The organism is Kitasatospora sp. NPDC101155 (assembly GCF_044768305.1).
Classification (GTDB): Bacteria; Actinomycetota; Actinomycetes; order Streptomycetales; family Streptomycetaceae; genus Kitasatospora.
In genome coordinates, this window is the sequence record NZ_JBIWPN010000009.1 from 78,352 (window position 1) to 99,674 (window position 21,323).

Genomic DNA, 21,323 nt, shown 5'->3' on the forward strand with positions numbered 1-21,323 from the left:
TTCCGGGCAGGCGTGAGCTGACGGGAGTCAGTCTCCCCCATCCGCGCACGCCGCCGGAGGCCGAGGACCGGATCGGCCCGGTCACATGGTGCGGATCGCCACCGCGTCGCAGAGCCCCTCCAGGGCCGCCTTCGCCGCGCAGTCCGGCAGCGGGGCGAGCAGCGCCCGGGCCTCCTCGGCGTGCCGCAGGGTCTCCCGGCGGGCGCGCTCCAGCGCGGGGTGGCGGCGCAGCAGGCGCAGTGCCTCGGCGTGCAGCCCGTCGTCGGCGAGGTCCTGGGTGAGCAGCTCGCGCAGCCGCGCGTCGTCCGGGTCGGCCGGGTCGGCCGGCATCTGCTGCAGCAGCAGGGTCGGCAGGGTGGGCACGCCCTCGCGCAGGTCCGTGCCGGGGGTCTTGCCGGACTCGTGGCCGTCGCTGGCGATGTCCAGCACGTCGTCGGCCAGCTGGAACGCGATGCCGATCCGCTCGCCGAACTCGCCCAGGGTGTCCACCTGCCAGGGCTCGGCGCCGGCCATCTGTGCTCCTATCCGGCAGGAGACGGCGATCAGCGATCCGGTCTTGCCCTCCAGCACGTCCAGGTAGTGCTGCAGCGGGTCGCCCTCCGGGCCGGGGCCGCGGGTCTCCATGATCTGGCCGGTGACCAGCCGCTCGAACGCCTCGGCCTGCATCCGCACCGCCTCCGGGCCGAGGTCGGCCAGGACCTGGGAGGCGCGGGAGAAGAGGAAGTCGCCGGTGAGGATGGCGACCGAGTTGTCCCAGCGGGAGTTGGCGCTCTCGGCGCCGCGGCGCACCGGGGCCTCGTCCATGACGTCGTCGTGGTACAGCGTGGCGAGGTGGGTCAGCTCGACCACCACCGCGGCGGGCACCACGCCGGGCGCGCCCGAGTCACCGAACTGGGCGGCCAGCAGCAGGAGCAACGGACGGAAGCGCTTGCCACCGGCCTGCAGGAGGTGACTGGCGGTGACGGTGATGAAGGGGACGTCGCTCTTGACGGCGGCGGTGAGCGCCGCCTCCACCGCGTCCAGTCCGGCCTGGACGTCCCGGGTCAGGTCGCGGTCCTGCACGCTGAGCCCGAAGGGTTCCACGACGGTCACGAAGACCACTCCTCTGTCCCTGGTCGATCTAGCGGCCTGGTCCCTGAGTGCCGCCGCTGGCCATACAGGCAGGGTATCCGGTCGTGAGTGGATCACTGCACGGGCGTGCGGATCCTGTCATGATCGGGCCGGAAGGCCTGGTCAGAACGGCTCTCCGGGCATTGCGGCGGTGGGGGCGAATTCGTTTGGAAATAAAGGCTGGAGATCGGCCCGCACTTCCGGACCGATCTCCAGCAAACCGACCGGTGACGGTCAGTACGCGAACAGCGAGGCCTTGGACGCGAGGTCAAGGAAGTACTGGGGCAGCAGGCCGAGAACCAGCGTCACCAGTACGCCCAGCCCGATCGCGGTCGCGGTGAAGGCGCTCGGGATCGCCACCGTCGGGCCGCCCGGCTTCGGGTCGGAGAAGAACATCAGCACGATCACCCGGATGTAGAAGAACGCGGCCACCGCCGAGCTCAGCACACCGACCACCACCAGCGGCGTCGCCCCACCGGCCGCCGCCGCCTGGAACACCGCGAACTTCCCGGTGAAACCGGAGGTCAGCGGAATCCCGGCGAAGGCCAGCAGGAACAGCGCGAACACCGCCGCCACCAGCGGCGAGCGCCGCCCCAGCCCCGCCCAGCTGGACAGGTGGGTCGCCTCGCCCTTGGAGTCGCGCACCAGGGTGACCACGGCGAAGGCGCCGAGCGTCACGAAGGAGTACGCCAACAGGTAGAACAGCACCGAGGACAGTCCCTGCTTGTTGACGGCGATCACGCCGGTCAGGATGAACCCGGCGTGCGCGACGGAGGAGTACGCCAACAGCCGCTTGACGTCCTGCTGAGTCACCGCCAGCACCGCGCCCACCACCATGGTGAGGATCGCCACGCCCCACAGCACCGGGCGCCAGTCCAGCCGCAGGCCCGGGAAGGCCACGTAGAACAGCCGCAGGAACGCCCCGAAGGCCGCGACCTTGGTGGCCGCCGCCATGAAGCCGGTCACCGGGGTCGGCGCGCCCTGGTAGACGTCCGGGATCCAGGCGTGGAACGGCACCGCGCCGACCTTGAACAGCAGACCGACCGCCAGCATCGCCAGGCCCGTCAGCAGCAGCGCGTCGCTCTGGGTGGTGCTCAGCTGCGCCGGGGTGGTCATCGCCTTGCCGGAGATGACGTCCGCGATGTCGCCGAGCCTCACGCTGCCGGCGTAGCCGTACAGCAGCGCGGTGCCGAACAGGAAGAAGGCCGAGGCGAAGGCGCCGAGCAGGAAGTACTTGACCGCCGCCTCCTGGGAGAGCAGCCGGCGGCGGCGGGCCAGCGCGCACAGCAGGTAGAGCGGGAGGGAGAAGACCTCCAGCGCCACGAACATCGTCAGCAGGTCGTTGGCGGCGGGGAAGAGCAGCATGCCGCCGACCGCGAACATGGTCAGCGGGAAGACCTCGCTGGTGGTGAAGCCGGCCCGGATCGCGGCCCGCTCCTGCTCGCCGCCGGGGGTGGCGGCGGCCTGGGCGGCGAAGGCGTCGGCGGGCAGGCCGCCGGCCTTGGGCTCCAGCCTGCGCTCGGCGTAGGTGAGCACCGCGACCACGGCGACCAACAGGATCACGCCCTGCAGGAACAGCGCCGGGCCGTCCAGGGCGACCGACTCCATGGCCAGCAGGTCGATCCGCGGTGAGCCGTGGCCCTGCGCGGCCAGCACCACCACGGCGACGAACGCGCCGGTCAGGGCGACCAGGGCGAGCGAGACCTGGGTCCAGCGCCGCAGCCGCCGGGGCACGAAGGCCTCGACCAGGATGCCGGCCACGGCGGCGCCGAACACCACCAGCATCGGGGAGAGTTGGCCGTACTCGATGTGCGGCGCCGGGATGCTGGGGGTGCTGCCGCCGGCGGCGGCGAGCACTGCGGTGACGCTCACTTCTGCTCACCTCCTGAGGTGGTGGCGACCGGGTGGGCCGGCGCCGGGTCGGTCTGGTGGACCTGCGAGAGCGTCGCGTTCACCGAGGGATTGACCAGGTCGGTGAGCGGCTTGGGGTAGACGCCCAGCAGGATCGTCAGCGCCACCAGCGGCGCCACCACGGCGAGTTCGCGGGCCTTGAGGTCGGGCATCGTGCGCACCCCGTCCTTCACCGGGCCGGTCATGGTGCGCTGGTACAGCAGCAGGGCGTACAGCGCGGCCAGCACGATGCCGAAGGTGGCGACGATCCCGATGGCCGGGTAGCGGGTGAAGGTGCCCACCAGCACCAGGAACTCACTGACGAACGGGGCCAGCCCCGGCAGCGACAGGGTGGCCAGACCGCCGATCAGGAAGGTCCCGGCGAGCACCGGGGCGACCTTCTGCACGCCGCCGTAGTCGGCGATCAGCCGCGAGCCGCGGCGGGAGATCAGGAAGCCGGCCACCAGCATCCACGCGGCGGTGGAGATGCCGTGGTTGACCATGTAGAGGGTCGCGCCGCTCTGGCCCTGGCTGGTCAGGGCGAAGATGCCCATGATGATGAAGCCGAAGTGCGAGATCGAGGCGTAGGCGACCAGCCGCTTGATGTCCTTCTGGCCGACCGCCAGCAGCGCGCCGTAGACGATCCCGATCAGCGAGAGGACCAGGATCGCCGGGGCGAAGGTCTTCGAGGCGTGCGGGAACAGCCCGAGGCAGAACCGCAGCATCGCGAAGGTGCCGACCTTGTCCACCACCGCGGTGATCAGCACGGCGGTGCCGGCGGTGGCCTCGCCCATCGCGTTCGGCAGCCAGGTGTGCAGCGGCCACAGCGGGGCCTTCACCGCGAAGGCGAAGAAGAAGCCGAGGAACAGCGCCTTCTCGGCGGTGCCGGTCAGCTGCAGCTTGCCGTCGGCGATCGCGCCGGTGAGGGTCGGCAGGTCGAAGGTGCCCAGGCCCTGGCCCTGCGCGATCACGTACAGCCCGATCACGGCGGCCAGCATCACCAGGCCGCCGAGCAGGTTGTACAGCAGGAACTTGACGGCCGCGTAGGAGCGCTGGCGCGCCGACTCGGGGCCGCCGGCCCGGTCGCCGAAACCGCCGATCAGGAAGTACATCGGGATCAGCATGGCTTCGAAGAACACGTAGAACAGGAAGAGGTCGGTGGCGTAGAAGGAGACGATCACCATCGCCTCCACCGCCAGGATCAGGGCGAAGAATCCCTGGGTCCGGCGGCGCCGCTCGAAGGTGCCGGGGTCGACGGTGCCGTCGGGGCCGGTCGGAGCCGGATCGGCGTCGTGCCAGGAGGCCAGCATGATGATCGACACCAGGACGGCCGTCAGCAGGGCCAGTACCGCGCCGATGCCGTCCACGCCGAGCGAGAAGGTGATGCCGAAGGAGCGGATCCAGCTGTACGACTCGGTCAGCTGGTAGCGGGCGCCGTGCGGGTCGAACCGGGCCGCCACCACGGCGGCCAGCGCCAGGGTGGCGGCGGAGAAGACCAGGGAGACGGCCTTGGCGTTGGTGCGCCGGGCCTCGCTCGTCCCGGCCGGCAGGGCGGCGGTCACCACCGCACCGACTGCGGGGACGACGCACGTGGCGGTCAGCAGAGCACTCACGGCCTGACCTCCCGATGTTTTTCAGGACGAGTCATTACACGGACCTCATCAGGAGAGTCGAGGCGACCAGCACCAGCGTGCCGCCGAACATGGAGAGCGCGTACGAGCGGACGAAGCCGTTCTGGACCCGCCGCATCCGACTGGACAGGCCCCCGATGACGGCGGCCAGGCCGTTGACGAAGCCGTCCAGGCCGCGGCTGTCGAAGTAGACCAGCGTCGCGGTCAGCGCCGAGCCCGGCCGCACCAGCACGGCGTGGTTGAAGTCGTCCTGCAGCAGGTCGCGGCGGGCGGCCCGGGTGAGCGGGGAGCCGACCGGCGGGACCACCGGGACGGGCGAGCGCCCGTACATCAGGTACGACAGGCCGACGCCGGCCAGCATGCAGGCCGTGGTCAGCCCGGTGACGGTCAGGGAGCTGAGCGGCGAGTTGCCCTCGCTGTGTCCGGTGACCGGCTCCAGCCACTTCAGGAAGGAGTTGTTGAAGGCGAACAGCCCGCCCGCGAACACCGAGCCGACGGCCAGCAGGATCATCGGGACGGTCATGGTCCTCGGCGACTCGTGCGGGTGCGGGAGGTTTCCCTTCTCGTCCGGCTGCCAGCGCTTCTCACCGAAGAAGGTCAGCAGCATCACCCGGGTCATGTAGAACGCGGTGACGGCCGCGCCGACCAGCGCGCACAGGCCGAGGATCCAGCCCTCGGTGCCACCCTTGGCGAAGGCGGCCTCGATGATCTTGTCCTTGGAGAAGAAGCCGGACAGGCCCGGGAAGCCGATGATCGCCAGGTAGCCGAGGCCGAAGGTGACGAAGGTGACCTTCATGTGCCTCCACAGGCCGCCGTAGTGACGCATGTCCACCTCGTCGTTCATGCCGTGCATGACCGACCCGGCGCCGAGGAACAGCCCGGCCTTGAAGAAGCCGTGGGTCACCAGGTGCATGATCGCGAAGGCGTAGCCGATCGGGCCCAGCCCGGCCGCCAGCACCATGTAGCCGATCTGCGACATGGTCGAGCCGGCCAGCGCCTTCTTGATGTCGTCCTTGGCGCAACCGACGATCGCACCGAACAGCAGCGTGACCGCGCCGACCACCACCACGGCGGTCTGGGCGTCCGGCGCCAGGTCGAAGATCACCGAGGAACGGGTGATCAGGTAGACGCCCGCGGTCACCATGGTGGCCGCGTGGATCAGGGCCGAGACCGGGGTCGGACCCTCCATCGCGTCCCCGAGCCAGGACTGCAGCGGCACCTGGGCCGACTTGCCGCAGGCCGCCAGCAGCAGCATCAGGCCGATCGCGGTCAGCTTGCCCTCGCTCGCCCGGGACGCCCCGCCGAAGACCGGGTCGAAGGCGAAGGAGCCGAACTCGGCGAACATCAGCATGATCGCGATCGACAGGCCCATGTCGCCGACCCGGTTGACGATGAAGGCCTTCTTCGCCGCCGTCGCCGCGCTCGGCTTGTGCTGCCAGAAGCCGATCAGCAGGTACGAGGCCAGGCCCACGCCCTCCCAACCGAAGTACAGCAGCAGGTAGTTGTCGGCCACCACCAGCAGCAGCATGGCCGCCAGGAACAGGTTCAGGTACGCGAAGAAGCGGCGCCGGCGCTCGTCGTGCGCCATGTAGCCCACCGAGTACAGGTGGATCAGGGTGCCGACACCGGTGATCAGCAGGACGAAGGTCATCGACAGCTGGTCGAGCCGGAACGAGATGTCGGCCTGGAAGCCGTTCACCGGGATCCAGCTGAACAGGTGCCTGGTCACCGCCCGGTGCTCGGCGTCGCGGCCGAGCATGTCCGAGAACAGCGCCAGGCCGAAGCCGAACGAGAGCGCGGCGAGCGCGGTGGCCAGCCAGTGGCCGAACCGGTCGAGCGCCCGGCCGCCGAGCAGCAGCAGGGCGGAGCCGGCCAGCGGAGCCGCCACCAGCAGCGGAATGAGAGAGTTCACCGAAGGTCCTCCGCCTACAGCTTCATCAGGTTGCTGTCGTCGACCGAAGCGGAGTGCCTGGTCCGGAAGATGGAGACGATGATGGCGAGGCCGACCACGACCTCGGCCGCCGCGACCACCATCGTGAAGAACGCGATGACCTGGCCGTCCAGGGTCCCGTGCAGCCGGGAGAAGGTCACCAGCGCGAGGTTCGAGGCGTTCAGCATCAGCTCGACGCACATGAACAGCACGATCGCGTTGCGCCGGATCAGCACCCCGGAGGCGCCGATGGTGAACAACAGGGCCGACAGGTACAGGTAGTTGACCGGGTTCACTGCTCGCCCTCCTCGTCCGCCCCGTTCGCGTTGTTGGCACCCGCCGGCTCCAGCGACTTGCGCGGCGGGGCCACCGCCGGCCGCTCCGAGGAGGGCCGGCCCAGCCAGTCCGCCGTGGTGTTCTCCAGCTCCGCCATCCGCTGCAGCATCGCCTGGCTGACGTCCCGGATCTGGCCGCGCTCGCGCAGCGTCGCCATCACCGAGTCCTCGGCGACGGTGCCGTCCGGCAGCAGCGCCGGGACGTCCACCGCGTTGTGCCGGGCGTACACGCCCGGGGCCGGCATCGGCGGCACCTGGATGTTGTCCCTGACCCGCTGCTCCGCCAGCTCGCGCTGGGTCTTCGGGGCCTTCACGTGCTCCCGGTGGGTCAGCACCATCGCGCCGACCGCCGCGGTGATCAGCAGCGCGCCGGTGACCTCGAAGGCCCAGACGTAGCGGGTGAAGATCAGCCGGGCCAGGCCCGGCACGTTGCCCTCGGCGTTCGCCTCGGCCAGCCCGGTGAAGTGGTTCAGCTTCGCGTTGGCGATCCCGGCGATCAGCAGCACGCCGAAGCCCAGCCCGCACAGCACCGCGGCGAACCGCTGGCCCTTCAGCTGCTCCTTCAGAGAGTCCTCGCTGGTGACGCCGACCAGCATCACCACGAACAGGAACAGCATCATGATCGCGCCGGTGTAGACCACGATCTGCACCACGCCCAGGAACACCGCGCCCTGGGCCATGTAACAGAGCGCCAGCGCCATCATGGTGGCCGCCAGGCAGAGCGCGCTGTGCACGGCCTTGCGCATCAGCAGCATGCCGAGCGCGCCGCCGACCGCGATCACCGCGAGCACCCAGAACTGGACGGCCTCACCCGTGGAGGTCGTCCCGGTCGCGGCCGCGAGATGTGCGATCACTGCTGCACCTCCTTGTCCCGGTCGGTGCGCTCCTGCTGGACCGTCCCGGGCGCCGCCGCGGTGATCTCGCCCCGGTAGTACGCGCCCTCGTCGGCGCCCGGGAAGATCGCGTGCGGGGTGTCGACCATGCCCTCGGACAGGCCGACCAGCAGCTGCTCCTTGGTGAAGATCAGGTCCCGGCGGGAGGAGTCGGCGAGCTCGTACTCGTTGGTCATGGTCAGCGCCCGGGTCGGGCAGGCCTCGATGCACAGCCCGCACAGGATGCAGCGGGCGTAGTTGATCTGGTACACCGCGCCGTAGCGCTCACCGGGCGAGTAGCGCTCCTCGTCCCGGTTGTCCGCGCCCTCCACGTAGATCGCGTCGGCCGGGCAGGCCCACGCGCACAGCTCGCAGCCGACGCACTTCTCCAGGCCGTCCGGGTGCCGGTTCAGCTGGTGGCGACCGTGGAAACGCGGAGCGGTGGGCTTCTTCTGCTCCGGGTACTGCTCGGTGAGCCGCTTCTTGAACATGGCCTTGAAGGTCACGCCGAAGCCTGCGGCCGGGCCGAGGATCGACGGCCGGTCGGCCCGCTCGTCCCTGCCCGTCTGGTCGGACGACATCTCGGATCAGCTCCCTTCGGAATGGTCGGCCCCGTTGAGGGCGTCCTGCAGTTGCTTCGGGGCTCGGCTGCGCCGACGCGGCACCGGCGGGAGCTCCTGGCCGGGCAGCGGCGGCACCGGGTACCCGCCCGCCATCGGGTCGAACTCGCCCTTGGGGTACGGCCCGTCCTCAGCCGTCGCGGCTTCCTCGGGCTGCTTCTTCAGGTAGTCCCGCAGCAGCGCCAGCAGCAGGATCACGCCGACCGGCGCGCCCACGTAGAGCAGCACCTCGGCGAAGCCGTAGCCCTCGTTGCGCAGCGCCCGCACGCTCGCGATCAGCACCAGCCACACCAGCGAGACCGGGATCAGCACCTTCCAGCCCAGCTTCATGAACTGGTCGTAGCGGAACCGGGGCAGCGTGCCGCGCAGCCAGATGAAGAAGAACAGCAGCAGCTGGATCTTCAGCGTGATCCACAGCATCGGCCACCAGCCGTGGTTGGCGCCCTCCCAGAAGGTCGACACCGGCCAGGGGGCCCGCCAGCCGCCCAGGAACAGGGTCGAGGCCACCGCCGAGACGGTCACCATGTTGACGTACTCGGCCAGCATGAACATCGCGAACTTCAGCGAGGAGTACTCGGTGTTGAAGCCGCCGACCAGCTCGCCCTCGGCCTCCGGGAGGTCGAACGGCGCCCGGTTGGTCTCACCGACCATCGAGATGATGTAGACGATGAACGACACCGGCAGCAGCGCCGCGAACCAGGTCGGCTGCTGGTGCGCCACGATCTCCGAGGTCGACATCGAGCCCGAGTAGATGAACACCGCCGCGAAGGACAGGCCCATCGCGATCTCGTAGCTGATCATCTGCGCGGAGGAGCGCAGCCCGCCCAGCAGCGGGTAGGTCGAGCCGGAGGACCAACCGGCCAGCACGATCCCGTAGATGCCCACCGAGGCCGTCGCCAGGATGTACAGCAGCGCCACCGGGAGGTCGGTCAGCTGCAGCGGCGTCCGGGTGCCGAAGATCGACACCTCGTTGCCGGCCGGACCGAACGGGATCACCGCGAAGGCCATGAAGGCGGGGATGGCGCAGACGATCGGGGCCAGGATGTAGACCACCTTGTCCGAGCCCTTGACCACCAGGTCTTCCTTCAGCGCCAGCTTCACACCGTCCGCCAGCGACTGCAGCATGCCCCACGGGCCGTGCCGGTTCGGCCCGATGCGCAGCTGCATCCAGGCCACCACCTTGCGCTCCCAGACGATCGCGATCAGCACCGTCAGGACCAGGAACGCGAAGCAGAACACCGCCTTCAGCAGCACCAGCCACCACGGGTCCTGCCCGAAGAAGTGGAGCGTCTCGTACGGCTGCGGAGTCATCGGCCATCCCCTTCGCGGCCGGCCCCGGCCTCGTCCTCGACGGCGACCGGCTCCAGCGTGGCCGCGGCGATCGTGACCAGGTGGCCGACGGTGGTGCCGAGCGTGCGGTGGGCGCCGCCCGGCGTGGAGTTGAGCGGGATCCAGACCGTGCGGTCCGGGATCGAGTCGGTGACCTCCAGCGGCAGGATCAGCGAGCCGGCCGGGCCGGTCAGCCGCAGCGCGGCCGCCGCCTCGGCGTCGATCTCCTTCGCGGTGGCGGCCGAGATCCGGGCCACCGCCCGGTGCCGGGTGCCCGCCAGGTGCGGATCGCCCTGCTGCAGCACGCCGTTGTCCAGCAACTGGCGCCAACCCGCCAGCACCGCCTGGCCGGTGGCCGGGCGGGGCAGCACGCCCGGGTGCGCCGCCGGGTCGGCCGCGCGGTCACCCTGCCAGGGCTCGAAGCGGTCCAGCTCCAGCCGGGCCGCCCGGACGTCCGCCAGGCCCAGCCGGTGGCCCAGCGCGTCGGCCAGCATCGTCAGCACCCGCAGGTCGGGCTGGAGGTGACGACCCATCTGCTGGTCCGGCTTGAGCGCGGCCTCGAACATCCGCACCCGGCCCTCCCAGTCCAGGAAGGTGCCCGCCTTCTCGGCCACCGCCGCCACCGGCAGCACCACGTCCGCCCGGGCCGTCACCGCGGAGGGCCGCAGCTCCAGCGACACCACGAACGGCACCGCGGCCAGGGCCTCGTCGGCCAGCGCCGGGTCCGGCAGGTCGTCCGGGTCGACCCCGCCGACCAGCAGCGCGTCCAGGTCGCCCTGGGCGGCCGCGGTCAGGATCCGGTCGGTGTCCCGGCCCGGCCGCGAGGGCAGCTCGGTCACCCCCCACACCTCGGCCGCCTCCGCCCGGGCCGCCGGATCGGCCACCGGGCGGCCGCCGGGCAGCAGGCCCGGCAGCGCACCGGCCTCCACCGCACCGCGCTCCCCCGCCCGGCGCGGCACCCAGGCCAGCTCGGCGCCGGTGGCGTGCGCCAGCCGCAGCAGCGCCGTCAGCGCGCCCGGGGCCGCGGCCAGCCGCTCGCCCGCCAGGATCACCGCGCCCGGCCGGCGCAGCAGTTCGGCCGCCTGCCCGGCCTCGTCGTTCAGCGGCTCGTCCGCCGCCAGCGCCGCGAACCACTCCGACTCGGTGCCGGGGGCGGCCGGCAGCAGCGCGCCGCGCAGCTTGGTCAGGCCCCGGGAGGCGAAGGCCGCCACCGAGTACACCTTCAGCCCGTGGCCGCGGGTGGCCTTGCGCAGCCGCAGGAAGACGATCGGCGACTCCTCCTCCGGTTCGAGACCGGCCAGCAGCACCGCCGGGGCCTGTTCCAGCCGCTCGTACGTCACCCCGCCGCCGGCCACGTCCACCCCGCGCCCGGCGACCGCCGCGGCCAGGAAGTCCGCCTCCTCACCGGTGTGCGGACGGGCCCGGAAGTCCACGTCGTTGGTGCCGAGCACCACCCGGGCGAACTTGGCGTAGGCGTACGCGTCCTCGACCGTGACCCGGCCGCCGGCCAGCACTCCGGTACGGGCCCCGCGCAGCCCCTCGGCCGCCCGGGCCAGCGCCTCCGGCCAGGAGACGGGGACCAGTTCGCCGCCCTGCCGCAGCAGCGGGGTGGTCAGCCGGTCCCGCAGTTGGGCGTAGCGGAAGGCGAACCGGCCCTTGTCGCAGTTCCACTCCTCGTTCACCGCCGGGTCCTCGCCCGCCAGCCGGCGCAGCACCTTGCCGCGCCGGTGGTCGGTGCGTTGGGCGCAGCCCGCCGAGCAGTGCTCGCACACGCTCGGCGAGGAGACCAGGTCGAAGGGGCGCGAGCGGAACCGGTAGGCCGCCGAGGTCAGCGCGCCCACCGGGCAGATCTGGATGGTGTTCCCGGAGAAGTACGACTCGAAGTCGTCCCCCTCGCCGGTGCCGACCTGCTGCAGCGCGCCGCGCTCGACCAGGTCGATGAACGGGTCGCCGGCGATCTGCTGGGAGAAGCGGGTGCAGCGCGCGCACAGCACGCAGCGCTCCCGGTCCAGCAGCACCTGGCTGCTGATCGGCACCGGCTTCTCGTAGGTGCGCTTCATGCCCTCGAAGCGGGAGTCCGCGCCGCCGGCGGACATCGCCTGGTTCTGCAGCGGGCACTCGCCGCCCTTGTCGCAGATCGGGCAGTCCAGCGGGTGGTTGATCAGCAGCAGCTCCATCACGCCGCGCTGGGCCTTCTCGGCCACCGGCGAGCTGAGCTGGGTGCGCACCACCATGCCCTCGGCGACCGGGATGGTGCAGGAGGCGACCGGCTTGCGCTGGCCCTCGATCTCGACGATGCACTGCCGGCAGGCACCGGCCGGGTCGAGCAGCGGGTGGTCGCAGAAGCGCGGGATCTGGGTGCCGATGGTCTCGGCGGCCCGGATCACCAGGGTGCCCTTGGGGACCTGCACTTCGACGCCGTCGATGGTGAGCGTGACCAGTTCGACCGCCGTGTCGGAGGCGGTTGGCTCTGTGATCGTCACGCGTGCACCTCCCTTTCGGTGGCGGACTGGTGGCCGGGGCGGGGGCCGTCGGCCCAGACGGTGGAGGCGGCCGGGTCGAACGGGCAGCGGCGCTCGGCGAGGTGCTGCTCGTACTCGGCCCGGAAGTGCTGGAGCGAGGAGACGATCGGGCTGGCCGCGCCGTCGCCCAGCGCGCAGAAGGACTTGCCGTTGATGTTGTCGGCGATGTCGAGGAGCTTCTCCAGGTCCCCCTCGACGCCCTCGCCCGCCTCGATCCGGTCGAGCAGCTGGACCAGCCAGTAGGTGCCCTCGCGGCAGGGGGTGCACTTGCCGCAGGACTCATGGGCGTAGAACTCGGTCCAGCGGGTGACCGCCCGCACCACGCAGGTGGTCTCGTCGAAGACCTGCAGCGCCTTGGTGCCGAGCATCGAGCCGGCCGCGCCGACGCCCTCGTAGTCCAGCGGGACGTCGAGGTGCTCGTCGGTGAACATCGGGGTGGAGGAGCCGCCCGGGGTCCAGAACTTCAGCCGGTGCCCGGGGCGGATGCCGCCGCTGAGGTCCAGCAGCTGGCGCAGGGTGACGCCGAGCGGGGCCTCGTACTGGCCGGGGTTGGTGACGTGGCCGGAGAGCGAGTAGAGCGTGAAGCCGGGGGACTTCTCGGTGCCCAGGCCCTTGAACCACTCCTTGCCCCGGGCCAGGATCGGCGGCACCGAGGCGATCGACTCGACGTTGTTGACCACCGTCGGGCAGGCGTACAGGCCGGCGATCGCCGGGAACGGCGGCCGCAGCCTCGGCTGGCCGCGCCGGCCCTCCAGCGAGTCCAGCAGCGCCGTCTCCTCGCCGCAGATGTACGCGCCGGCGCCGGCGTGCACGGTGATGTCGAGGTCCACGCCGGAGCCGAGGATGTTCCGGCCCAGCAGCCCGGCCTGGTACGCCTCGGCGACGGCCGCGTGCAGCCGGCGCAGCACCGGGACGACCTCGCCGCGCAGGTAGATGAACGCGTGGTCGCAGCGGATCGCGTAGGAGGCGATGACCATGCCCTCGATCAGCGCGTGCGGGTTGGCGAACATCAGCGGGATGTCCTTGCAGGTGCCCGGTTCGGACTCGTCCGCGTTGACCACCAGGTAGTGCGGCTTGCCGTCGTTCTGCGGGATGAACTGCCACTTCATCCCGGTGGGGAAGCCTGCGCCGCCGCGGCCGCGCAGGCCGGCGTCCTTGACCAGCGCGATCACGTCGTCCGGGGGCATCGCCAGGGCCGCCTTGAGGCCCTCGTAGCCCTGGTGGCGGCGGTAGGTGGCGAGCGTCCAGGGGCGGCTGTCGTCCCAGGAGTCGGAGAGGACGGGGGTGAGCAGTTTCTCGGCCGGCTCGGCGGAGGTCATCACGCTTCGGTCCCTTCCTGGCCGGGCTCCTCGTGGCGCGGAGAGACCACCTTGGTGCCGCCGGTTCCGGGCAGGGCCTCGCCCCTGGACAGGCGCAGCCCGGCCAGTGAGGGGGCACCGCCGGCGCCGGACTCGTCGTTGGCGCCGGGGCGCTCGTCGGGGAAGCCGGCCAGGATCCGGGCGGTCTCCTTGAAACCGCACAGCCGGGCGCCGCGGGTGGGCCGCACTTCCCGGCCGGCCCGCAGGTCGTCGACCAGCTGCTTGGCGCTCTCCGGGGTCTGGTTGTCGAAGAACTCCCAGTTGACCATCACCACGGGGGCGTAGTCGCAGGCCGCGTTGCACTCGATGTGCTCGATCGAGACCTCGCCGTCCTCGGTGGTCTCGTTGTTGCGGATGCCCAGGTGCTGCTGGAGCTCGGCGAAGATCTGGTCGCCGCCGAGCACCGCGCACAGGGTGTTGGTGCAGACCCCGACGTGGTACGTCCCGGCGGGGCGCCGCCGGTACATGGTGTAGAAGGTGGCGACGGCGGTGACCTCGGCGGTGGTGAGGTCCAGCTGCTCGGCGCAGAAGCGGATCCCGGTCGGGCTGACGAAGCCCTCCTCGGCCTGGACCAGGTGCAGCAGCGGCAGCAGCGCCGAGCGGGCCTGCGGGTAGCGGCCGATCAGCTCGGCGGCGTCGGCGGCCAGTCGGGTGCGCACCTCCTCGGGGTACGGCGGGGCCGGCAGCGCCGGCAGTCCGAGTTCGACGTTGGTCACCGGTCCACGCCTCCCATCACCGGGTCGATCCCGGCCACCGCGACGATCACGTCGGCCACCTGGCCGCCCTCGCACATCGCCGCCATCGTCTGCAGATTGGTGAACGACGGATCCCGGAAGTGGACCCGGTACGGGCGCGTCCCGCCGTCGCTGACCACGTGCACGCCCAGCTCGCCCTTGGGCGACTCGACCGCCGCGTACGCCTGGCCGACCGGGACCCGGAAGCCCTCGGTGACCAGCTTGAAGTGGTGGATCAGGGCCTCCATCGAGGTGCCCATGATCTTGCGGATGTGGTCGAGCGAGTTGCCCATCCCGTCGGGGCCGAGGGCGAGTTGGGCGGGCCAGGCGATCTTCTTGTCGGCCACCATGACCGGGCCCGGGCGCAGCCGGTCCAGGCACTGCTCGACGATCCGCAGGGACTGCTTCATCTCCTCCAGGCGGATCAGGAAGCGGCCGTAGGAGTCGGCGCTGTCCGCCGTGGCGACCTCGAACTCGTAGTTCTCGTAGCCGCAGTAGGGGTCGGTCTTGCGCAGGTCGTGCGGCAGGCCGGTGGCGCGCAGGATCGGGCCGGTGGCGCCGAGGGCCAGGCAGCCGGGCAGGTCCAGGAAGCCGACGTCGACCAGGCGGGCCTTGAACACCGGGTTGCCGGTGGCGAGTTTGTCGTACTCGTGCATCCGGGAGCGGAAGACCTTGACCGCCTCGCGGATCTGGTCGACGGCGCCGGGCGGCAGGTCCTGGGCGAGGCCGCCGGGGCGCACGTACGCGTGGTTCATGCGCAGGCCGGTGACCAGCTCGAAGACGTCCAGGATCAGTTCGCGGTCCCGGAAGCCGTAGATCATCAGGGTGGTGGAGCCGATCTCCATGCCGCCGGTGGCCAGGCAGACCAGGTGCGAGGCGATCCGGTTGAGCTCCATCATCATCACCCGGATGACGTCGGCCCGCTCCGGGATGTCGTCGGTGATGCCGAGCAGTTTCTCGACCGCCAGGCAGTAGGCGGTCTCGTTGAACAGCGGGGTCAGGTAGTCCATGCGGGTCACGAAGGTGGTGCCCTGGACCCAGCTGCGGAACTCCATGTTCTTCTCGATGCCGGTGTGGAGGTAGCCGATGCCGCAGCGGGCCTCCTTCACCGTCTCGCCGTCGATCTCCAGGATCAGCCGCAGCACGCCGTGGGTGGACGGGTGCTGGGGGCCCATGTTGACGATGATGCGTTCGTCGTCGGCCCGGCCGACCGCCTCGACCACCTCGCCCCAGTCGCCGCCGGTGACGGTGAAGACCCGGCCTTCGGTGGTCTCGCGGGCCTGCGCTTCCTCGGTCCCGCCGAGGGTCTCTTCGTGGGCCTCTTCGTAGTGCTGGGCGTTCATCAGCTGTACGACCTCCGCTGGTCGGGTGCCGGGATCTGGGCGCCCTTGTACTCGACGGGGATGCCGCCGAGCGGGTAGTCCTTGCGCTGCGGGTGGCCCAGCCAGTCGTCCGGCATCATGATCCGGGTGAGCGCCGGGTGGCCGTCGAAGACCAGGCCGAAGAAGTCGTAGGCCTCGCGCTCGTGCCAGTCGTTGGTCGGGTAGACGCTCACCACGGAGGGGATCCGGGGGTCGGCGTCCGGCGCGGTGACCTCCAGCCGGATCAGCCGGCCGTGGGTGATCGAGCGCAGGTGGTAGACCGCGTGCAGCTCGCGGCCCTTGTCGCCGGGATAGTGCACGCCGCTGACACCCAGGCACAGTTCGAAGCGCAGCGCCGGGTCGTCGCGCAGGATGCGGACGGTCCTCAGCAGGTGGTCGCGCTCGATGTGGAAGGTGAGTTCGCCGCGGTCGACCACGGTCTTCCCGATCACCTCGGCCGGGTCGAGGTCCTGTTCCTCCAGGGCGCCCTCCAGCTCGTCGGCGACCTCGTCGAACCAGCCGCCGTACGGGCGTTCGCTCGGGCCGGGCAGCGCGACGGGGGCGGACAGGCCGCCGAAGCCGGATGTGTCGCCGCTGCCCTGGGCGCCGAACATGCCCTGGCGGCGGCCGACCACCTCGACCGGGAGTTCGCGGACCGGCTGCTCGCGGCGGGTCTCGGGTACCTGCTCGTTCATGCGCCCGCCTCGCTGCGCTCGGCGGGGGCATTCACCCACGCGCGCCTCTTGATGATTCGCTCTCCCCCAGCCTTCGGCCGGGGGTACCCCCATCGCTCGCTCATTGCAGCTGCCCCCGCATCTCGCTGATCGGGGTGGCCTTGAGGGCGAGGGCCTCGCCGAGTTCCTCGGCGCGGCGCCGGTTCACGCCCAGCGGCTCGTGCTGGATCTTGTCGTGCAGCTTCAGGATGGCGTCCATCAGCATCTCCGGGCGGGGCGGGCAGCCGGGCAGGTAGATGTCCACCGGGACGATGTGGTCGACGCCCTGGACGATCGCGTAGTTGTTGAACATCCCGCCGGAGGAGGCGCAGACGCCCATCGAGATGACCCACTTGGGGTTGGCCATCTGGTCGTACACCTGGCGCAGCACCGGGGCCATCTTCTGGCTCACCCGGCCTGCGACGATCATCAGATCGGCCTGCCGGGGGGAGCCCCGGAAGACCTCCATGCCGAACCGGGCCAGGTCGTAGCGGCCGGCGCCGGTGGTCATCATCTCGATCGCGCAGCAGGCCAGACCGAAGGTGGCCGGGAAGAGTGACGCCTTGCGCACCCAGCCGGCGGCCGTCTCCACGGTCGTGAGCAGAAAGCCGCTCGGCAGCTTCTCCTCGATTCCCATCAGATCCCTCTCAATGCCCTCAAGTCGTCTGGAAGGTCGGCCGGTTCCGGCTTGTCCGCTCGTTCACAAGCGGTCGCGCGCCGGTCGACGGGTGGGGCGACCACTCCGCGCTCAGTCCCACTCCAGGCCGCCGCGGCGCCACACGTAGGCGTACGCGACGAAGACGGTGGCGATGAACAGGAGCATCTCGACCAGCCCGAAGATCCCCAGAGCGTCGAAGGTGACCGCCCAGGGGTAGAGGAAGACGATCTCGATGTCGAAGACGATGAAGAGCATCGCCGTCAGGTAGTACTTGATCGGGAACCGACCGCCGCCCACGGGCTGCGGGGTCGGCTCGATGCCGCACTCGTACGCCTCCAACTTGGCCCGGTTGTAGCGCTTGGGGCCGGTGAGTGAGGCCATCACGACGGAGCCGACCGCGAACGCCGCCGCGATGGCACCGAGTACGAGGATCGGCGCGTAGGCATTCATAGCCCCCGCTCCCTCCGTCCAGTCGTCCTTGACTGCAGATCGGAACCGGCAGGTCACGCTGAGGTGAACCCGCGCTCCAGTTCCCGAGATCCACCTCATGTGAGGCAGTTCACAAAGCCTTGGAGTGAGCGCATCCTATGCCCGTCGGCTTGTGATCTGCGACACGCAGTTCGTCGCCATCTTTGTGATCTACGACACCATGTGAATGGTGGCGATTGTGAACATGCCCAGAGTTGTCGACACAAAGGAGTCAAACGATCACAAGCAGTCGCATTCACCTTTGAAGTGGCTGGTCAGCGGCAAGTTCCTATATCAACTATGCGTCTCGTAAGGCAAATTTCTGGGCGCCATGTTGACGTGTTATGGCGGCTCACTCGCAGGGGTGGCGGACGCTTGAACGTCCGCTTGACCCTTCGTTCACAAGCGCGCGAGGTCGGCGCCGGGCGGGGCTCCCCGTCGGCCGCGACGACGGATCGCGCCGGGGCCCCGGCTCCCGCTTCCGCTCCCCCCGGGCTCCGCTCGTAATGCGACTTGAGTCGCATTACGATGGGCACGGCAGACCGCCATCCCGCAGCAAGCCTTGACGCGACCGGAGTCGACTTTGACCGGAGCCACCCACCCCGCGCCGGAGCCCCACACCCCCACCCCGCGCCCGGGCGGCCGCAGCGCCCGGGTCCGGGCGGAGGTGGTCGCCGCCACCCTCGCCGAGGTCACCGAGAAGGGGTACGACAACCTCACCGTCGAGGCGGTCGCCACCCGCTCCGGCGTCCACAAGGCCACCCTCTACCGGCGCTGGGGCGGGGTGGACGGCCTGGTCGCCGACGCCCTGACGGCCTCCGCCGACCGGCCCTGGCCCCTGCCCGACACCGGAGACCTCCGAGAGGACCTCCGCCGGATCACCCGGGAGGTGTTCAGCGTCTTCACCAACCCGGAGCTCGGCCCCACACCCACCGCGCTGATCTCCGCCGCCCAACGCTCCGACACCGGCGCGGCCGCCCTGCGCGCCTTCTTCGCGGCCCGCCATCGCCAGGCGTCCGAAGTCGCCGAACGGGCCACCGCCCGGGGCGAGTTGCCCGCCGGAACGGACGGCGCCGAGGTGGTCCGGGCCGCCACTGCACCGCTCTACTACCGGCTGTTCGTCTCCGGCGAGCCGCTGGACGCCGGCACCGCCGAGCGGGCCGCCGACGCCGCCGCCCTGGCCGCCCGCGCCGGACTGTTCACATCCAACCCGGCGCCCCCGGACCAGAACTGACAAACCATCACAACGCCGCAGCCCCCAGGACCCACGGCCGTCCCACCCCCTACCGCATCCCCACCCGGCCGTGGATGATTCCTCCATGACAATCCAGCCGTCCACCACCCCCCGGAAGGCCCGTCACGTGAAGCGCAAGCACTGGGCGCTGGTCGCCGCCGCGACCGTCCTCCCGCTCGTGGCGAGCACCGGCACCGCCATCGCGGACGCCCCGGCGACCGGCGCCGCCCCCGCCGCCGGCTGCACCTACACACCGGCCGTCCCGGCCGACAACTTCAAGGGCATCCCGGTGTTCGACGCCGAGAAGGCCGCGAAGCCCTACCGCGCGACCCTGCGGACCAACCAGGGCCCGATCACCTTCGAGGCACTGACCGACAAGGCACCCTGCACCACCTTCTCGTTCCGCTTCCTCGCCGAGCACGACTACTTCGACCGCACCCACTGCCACCGGCTCACCACCCAGCGGATCTACGTCCTGCAGTGCGGCGACCCGACCGGCACGGGCAGCGGCGGTCCGGGCTACTCGTTCCCGGACGAGAACCTGACCGGCGCCACCTACCCGGCCGGCACCGTGGCCATGGCCAACGCCGGTCCGAACACCAACGGCAGCCAGTTCTTCTTCGTCTGGAAGGACACCAAGCTCTCCCCCGCCTACACCCCCTTCGGCCGGATCACCTCGGGCCTGGACGTCCTGCAGAAGATCGCCGCCGCCGGCGAGGACGACCAGAACAGCCCGGGCGACGGCTTCCCGAACGCCCCGGTGAACATCCGCCACGTGAAGATCAGCAAGCGCTGACAACGGCACCGCGCGGCTCCCGTACGGTTGCGGTACCGACCGCACCGCAGGGGACCAAGGGGAGCAGCACCGCATGGACAGCCGGATCTGGGAGAGCGTCGACCACCTGGTCGCGTGGCTGGACGAGCAGAGCACCCAGTCGCCGCAGGAGGAACGCCTGCTGCGACTGCTCAAGCTCTCCGAGGAGGTCGGCGAGGTCGGCGCGGCGGTGATCGGCGCCACCGGCCAGAACCCGCGCAAGGGCGTCACCCACAGCTGGGAGGACGTCCAGCACGAGCTCTGCGACGTCGTCTTCAGCGCCCTGGTCGCCCTGCGGACGCTCACCCCCGACGCGGCCCGGGTGTTCGCCGAGCGCCTCGCCTACGTCGAACAGCGTTCCGCCGCCTCCCGCTCCGTCCCGGAGGCGGCGGAACGGGCGGCGGCCAAGGCGGCGAAGGCGGCCGGGACCGCCGCGCCGGACGCGCGTTAGGCGTTGGGCGCGACCCGGGTCAGGCCGTTGATCACGCGGTCCATCGCGTCGCCGCCCTGCGGGTCGGTGAGGTTGGCGAGCAGCTTGAGGGTGAAGCGCATCAGCAGCGGCCGGGGCAGGCCGTGCTGGGCGGCCAGCTGCATCACCTTGGGGTTGCCGATGAGCTTCACAAAGGCGCGGCCCAGCGTGTAGTAGCCGCCGTACACGTCCTTGAGGATGCGCGGGTAGGCCTGCAGGGCGCGCTCGCGGCCGCCGACGGTGACCCGGGCCAGGGCCTGGGTGATGACCCCGGCAGCGATCTGGCCGGATTCCATCGCGTAGGCGATGCCCTCGCCGTTGAACGGGTTGACCATGCCGCCCGCGTCGCCGACCAGCAGCAGGCCGCGGGTGTAGTGCGGCTGCCGGTTGAAGGCCATCGGCAGGGCGGCGCCGCGGATCGGGTCGGTCATGTTCTCGGGGGTGTAGCCCCACTCCTCCGGCATGCTCGCGCACCAGGCCTTGAGCACCTCGCGCCAGTCCAGCTCGCCGAACGCCGAGGAGGAGTTGAGGATGCCGAGGCCGACGTTGGAGGTGCCGTCGCCCATGCCGAACACCCAGCCGTAGCCGGGCAGCAGCTTGCGCTGTCCGTCGCGGGTGTCCCACAGCTCCAGCCAGGACTCCAGGTAGTCGTCGTCGTGGCGGGGCGAGTTGAAGTAGGTGCGGTAGGCGACGCCCATCGGGCGGTCCTCACGCCGGTGCAGGCCCATGGCCAGCGAGAGCCGGGTGGAGTTGCCGTCGGCGGCGACCACCAGCGGGGCGCGGAAGGTGACCGGCCGCTTCTCCTCGCCGAGCTTGGCGGTGACGCCGACGATCCGGCCGGTGCGGTCGTCCAGGACCGGCCCGCTGACGTTGCAGCGCTCGTAGAGCCGGGCGCCGGCCTTCTCGGCCTGACGGGCCAGCAGCTCGTCGAAGTCGGCGCGCTTGCGGACCAGGCCGTAGTCCGGGAACGAGGACAGCTCGGGCCAGTCCAGCTCCAGCCGGACGCCGCCGCCGATGATGCGCAGGCCCTTGTTGTGCAGCCAGCCGTTCTCGGTGGAGACGTCGATGCCCATGTCCACCAGCTGCTTGGTGGCGCGCGGGGTCAGGCCGTCGCCGCAGACCTTCTCGCGCGGGAAGGCGGTCTTCTCCAGCAGCAGCACGTCCAGCCCGGCCTGGGCCAGGTAGTACGCGGTGGTGGAGCCGGCCGGGCCCGCGCCGACCACGATGACGTCGGCGGTGCTCTCGACCGTGCTGTCCGGCTTCGTCAGATCGGCT

General features: G+C 70.9%; 19 protein-coding genes. 3 read left to right on the top strand and 16 right to left on the bottom strand.

What is annotated here, in order from left to right:
• Positions 1-81: 81 nt before the first annotated feature.
• The 15 genes from ACIRYZ_RS15860 to ACIRYZ_RS15930 all read right to left on the bottom strand — a co-directional run bounded on the left by ACIRYZ_RS15860 (position 82) and on the right by ACIRYZ_RS15930 (position 17,513).
• Entirely contained in the window at positions 82-1,092 is a 1,011-nt protein-coding gene (locus ACIRYZ_RS15860; RefSeq protein ID WP_402944218.1) for a polyprenyl synthetase family protein, read from the bottom strand.
• A 252-nt stretch (positions 1,093-1,344) separates the two neighbouring features.
• Positions 1,345-2,982, bottom strand: a complete 1,638-nt coding sequence (gene nuoN / locus ACIRYZ_RS15865; protein WP_402944221.1) for an NADH-quinone oxidoreductase subunit NuoN — start codon at positions 2,980-2,982, stop codon at positions 1,345-1,347.
• The gene (locus ACIRYZ_RS15870; RefSeq protein WP_402944223.1) at positions 2,979-4,613 is read right to left on the bottom strand and encodes an NADH-quinone oxidoreductase subunit M; all 1,635 of its coding nucleotides are present in this window, start codon (positions 4,611-4,613) and stop codon (positions 2,979-2,981) included. Before ACIRYZ_RS15870 ends, nuoN begins: the two co-directional genes overlap by 4 nt.
• A gap of 34 nt (positions 4,614-4,647) precedes the next feature.
• Positions 4,648-6,543: an NADH-quinone oxidoreductase subunit L gene (gene nuoL, locus ACIRYZ_RS15875; protein WP_402944226.1), complete on the bottom strand. Its 1,896-nt coding sequence runs from the start codon at positions 6,541-6,543 to the stop codon at positions 4,648-4,650.
• 14 nt (positions 6,544-6,557) lie between these two features.
• Positions 6,558-6,857 (bottom strand): NADH-quinone oxidoreductase subunit NuoK, encoded by a 300-nt coding sequence (gene nuoK / locus ACIRYZ_RS15880; protein ID WP_350516917.1) that lies wholly within the window; start codon positions 6,855-6,857, stop codon positions 6,558-6,560.
• Entirely contained in the window at positions 6,854-7,747 is an 894-nt protein-coding gene (locus ACIRYZ_RS15885) for an NADH-quinone oxidoreductase subunit J (protein ID WP_402944623.1), read from the bottom strand. The genes nuoK and ACIRYZ_RS15885 overlap by 4 nt, the downstream gene beginning before the upstream one ends.
• Positions 7,747-8,349, bottom strand: coding sequence for an NADH-quinone oxidoreductase subunit NuoI (gene nuoI / locus ACIRYZ_RS15890; RefSeq protein ID WP_393033809.1), 603 nt, complete (start codon positions 8,347-8,349; stop codon positions 7,747-7,749). The genes ACIRYZ_RS15885 and nuoI overlap by 1 nt, the downstream gene beginning before the upstream one ends.
• 6 nt (positions 8,350-8,355) lie before the next feature.
• The gene (nuoH, locus tag ACIRYZ_RS15895; protein ID WP_393033806.1) at positions 8,356-9,699 is read right to left on the bottom strand and encodes an NADH-quinone oxidoreductase subunit NuoH; all 1,344 of its coding nucleotides are present in this window, start codon (positions 9,697-9,699) and stop codon (positions 8,356-8,358) included.
• A complete protein-coding gene (locus ACIRYZ_RS15900; RefSeq protein ID WP_402944230.1) occupies positions 9,696-12,200 on the bottom strand; it encodes an NADH-quinone oxidoreductase subunit G in 2,505 nt (834 codons plus the stop codon). Before ACIRYZ_RS15900 ends, nuoH begins: the two co-directional genes overlap by 4 nt.
• Positions 12,197-13,558: an NADH-quinone oxidoreductase subunit NuoF gene (gene nuoF, locus ACIRYZ_RS15905; protein WP_402944233.1), complete on the bottom strand. Its 1,362-nt coding sequence runs from the start codon at positions 13,556-13,558 to the stop codon at positions 12,197-12,199. The genes ACIRYZ_RS15900 and nuoF overlap by 4 nt, the downstream gene beginning before the upstream one ends.
• Positions 13,558-14,313 (bottom strand): NADH-quinone oxidoreductase subunit NuoE, encoded by a 756-nt coding sequence (gene nuoE, locus ACIRYZ_RS15910; protein ID WP_387614909.1) that lies wholly within the window; start codon positions 14,311-14,313, stop codon positions 13,558-13,560. The genes nuoF and nuoE overlap by 1 nt, the downstream gene beginning before the upstream one ends.
• The gene (locus tag ACIRYZ_RS15915) at positions 14,310-15,674 is read right to left on the bottom strand and encodes an NADH-quinone oxidoreductase subunit D (protein WP_402944236.1); all 1,365 of its coding nucleotides are present in this window, start codon (positions 15,672-15,674) and stop codon (positions 14,310-14,312) included. Before ACIRYZ_RS15915 ends, nuoE begins: the two co-directional genes overlap by 4 nt.
• A complete protein-coding gene (locus tag ACIRYZ_RS15920; protein ID WP_402944239.1) occupies positions 15,674-16,387 on the bottom strand; it encodes an NADH-quinone oxidoreductase subunit C in 714 nt (237 codons plus the stop codon). Before ACIRYZ_RS15920 ends, ACIRYZ_RS15915 begins: the two co-directional genes overlap by 1 nt.
• A 100-nt stretch (positions 16,388-16,487) precedes the next feature.
• Positions 16,488-17,042 (bottom strand): NuoB/complex I 20 kDa subunit family protein, encoded by a 555-nt coding sequence (locus tag ACIRYZ_RS15925; RefSeq protein ID WP_402944242.1) that lies wholly within the window; start codon positions 17,040-17,042, stop codon positions 16,488-16,490.
• Positions 17,043-17,153: 111 nt separating this feature from the next.
• Entirely contained in the window at positions 17,154-17,513 is a 360-nt protein-coding gene (locus tag ACIRYZ_RS15930; protein WP_030060100.1) for an NADH-quinone oxidoreductase subunit A, read from the bottom strand.
• A 601-nt stretch (positions 17,514-18,114) separates the two neighbouring features.
• Here ACIRYZ_RS15930 and ACIRYZ_RS15935 point away from each other — a divergent pair.
• From ACIRYZ_RS15935 to ACIRYZ_RS15945, 3 genes are all read left to right on the top strand, one after another.
• Positions 18,115-18,765 (top strand): TetR/AcrR family transcriptional regulator, encoded by a 651-nt coding sequence (locus ACIRYZ_RS15935; protein WP_402944245.1) that lies wholly within the window; start codon positions 18,115-18,117, stop codon positions 18,763-18,765.
• Between the two features lie 85 nt (positions 18,766-18,850).
• A complete protein-coding gene (locus ACIRYZ_RS15940) occupies positions 18,851-19,561 on the top strand; it encodes a peptidylprolyl isomerase (RefSeq protein WP_402944248.1) in 711 nt (236 codons plus the stop codon).
• A gap of 73 nt (positions 19,562-19,634) precedes the next feature.
• Positions 19,635-20,030, top strand: coding sequence for a MazG-like family protein (locus tag ACIRYZ_RS15945; protein ID WP_402944249.1), 396 nt, complete (start codon positions 19,635-19,637; stop codon positions 20,028-20,030).
• Here the strand turns inward: ACIRYZ_RS15945 and ACIRYZ_RS15950 are convergent.
• Complete coding sequence (locus ACIRYZ_RS15950; protein WP_402944626.1) at positions 20,027-21,316, bottom strand: geranylgeranyl reductase family protein; 1,290 nt, start codon at positions 21,314-21,316, stop codon at positions 20,027-20,029. The two genes, ACIRYZ_RS15945 and ACIRYZ_RS15950, sit on opposite strands and share 4 nt — an antisense overlap.
• Positions 21,317-21,323 lie beyond the last annotated feature (7 nt).

Bases quoted from the DNA above. Each gene is read 5' to 3' on its own strand.
- nuoI (WP_393033809.1), bottom strand. From the start codon at position 8,349: ATGTCGTCCGACCAGACGGGCAGGGACGAGCGGGCCGACCGGCCGTCG.
- nuoH (WP_393033806.1), bottom strand. From the start codon at position 9,699: ATGACTCCGCAGCCGTACGAGACGCTCCACTTCTTCGGGCAGGACCCG.
- nuoF (WP_402944233.1), bottom strand. From the start codon at position 13,558: ATGACCTCCGCCGAGCCGGCCGAGAAACTGCTCACCCCCGTCCTCTCC.
- ACIRYZ_RS15915 (WP_402944236.1), bottom strand. From the start codon at position 15,674: ATGAACGCCCAGCACTACGAAGAGGCCCACGAAGAGACCCTCGGCGGG.
- ACIRYZ_RS15920 (WP_402944239.1), bottom strand. From the start codon at position 16,387: ATGAACGAGCAGGTACCCGAGACCCGCCGCGAGCAGCCGGTCCGCGAA.
- ACIRYZ_RS15925 (WP_402944242.1), bottom strand. From the start codon at position 17,042: ATGGGAATCGAGGAGAAGCTGCCGAGCGGCTTTCTGCTCACGACCGTG.
- ACIRYZ_RS15930 (WP_030060100.1), bottom strand. From the start codon at position 17,513: ATGAATGCCTACGCGCCGATCCTCGTACTCGGTGCCATCGCGGCGGCG.
- ACIRYZ_RS15940 (WP_402944248.1), top strand. From the start codon at position 18,851: ATGACAATCCAGCCGTCCACCACCCCCCGGAAGGCCCGTCACGTGAAG.
- ACIRYZ_RS15945 (WP_402944249.1), top strand. From the start codon at position 19,635: ATGGACAGCCGGATCTGGGAGAGCGTCGACCACCTGGTCGCGTGGCTG.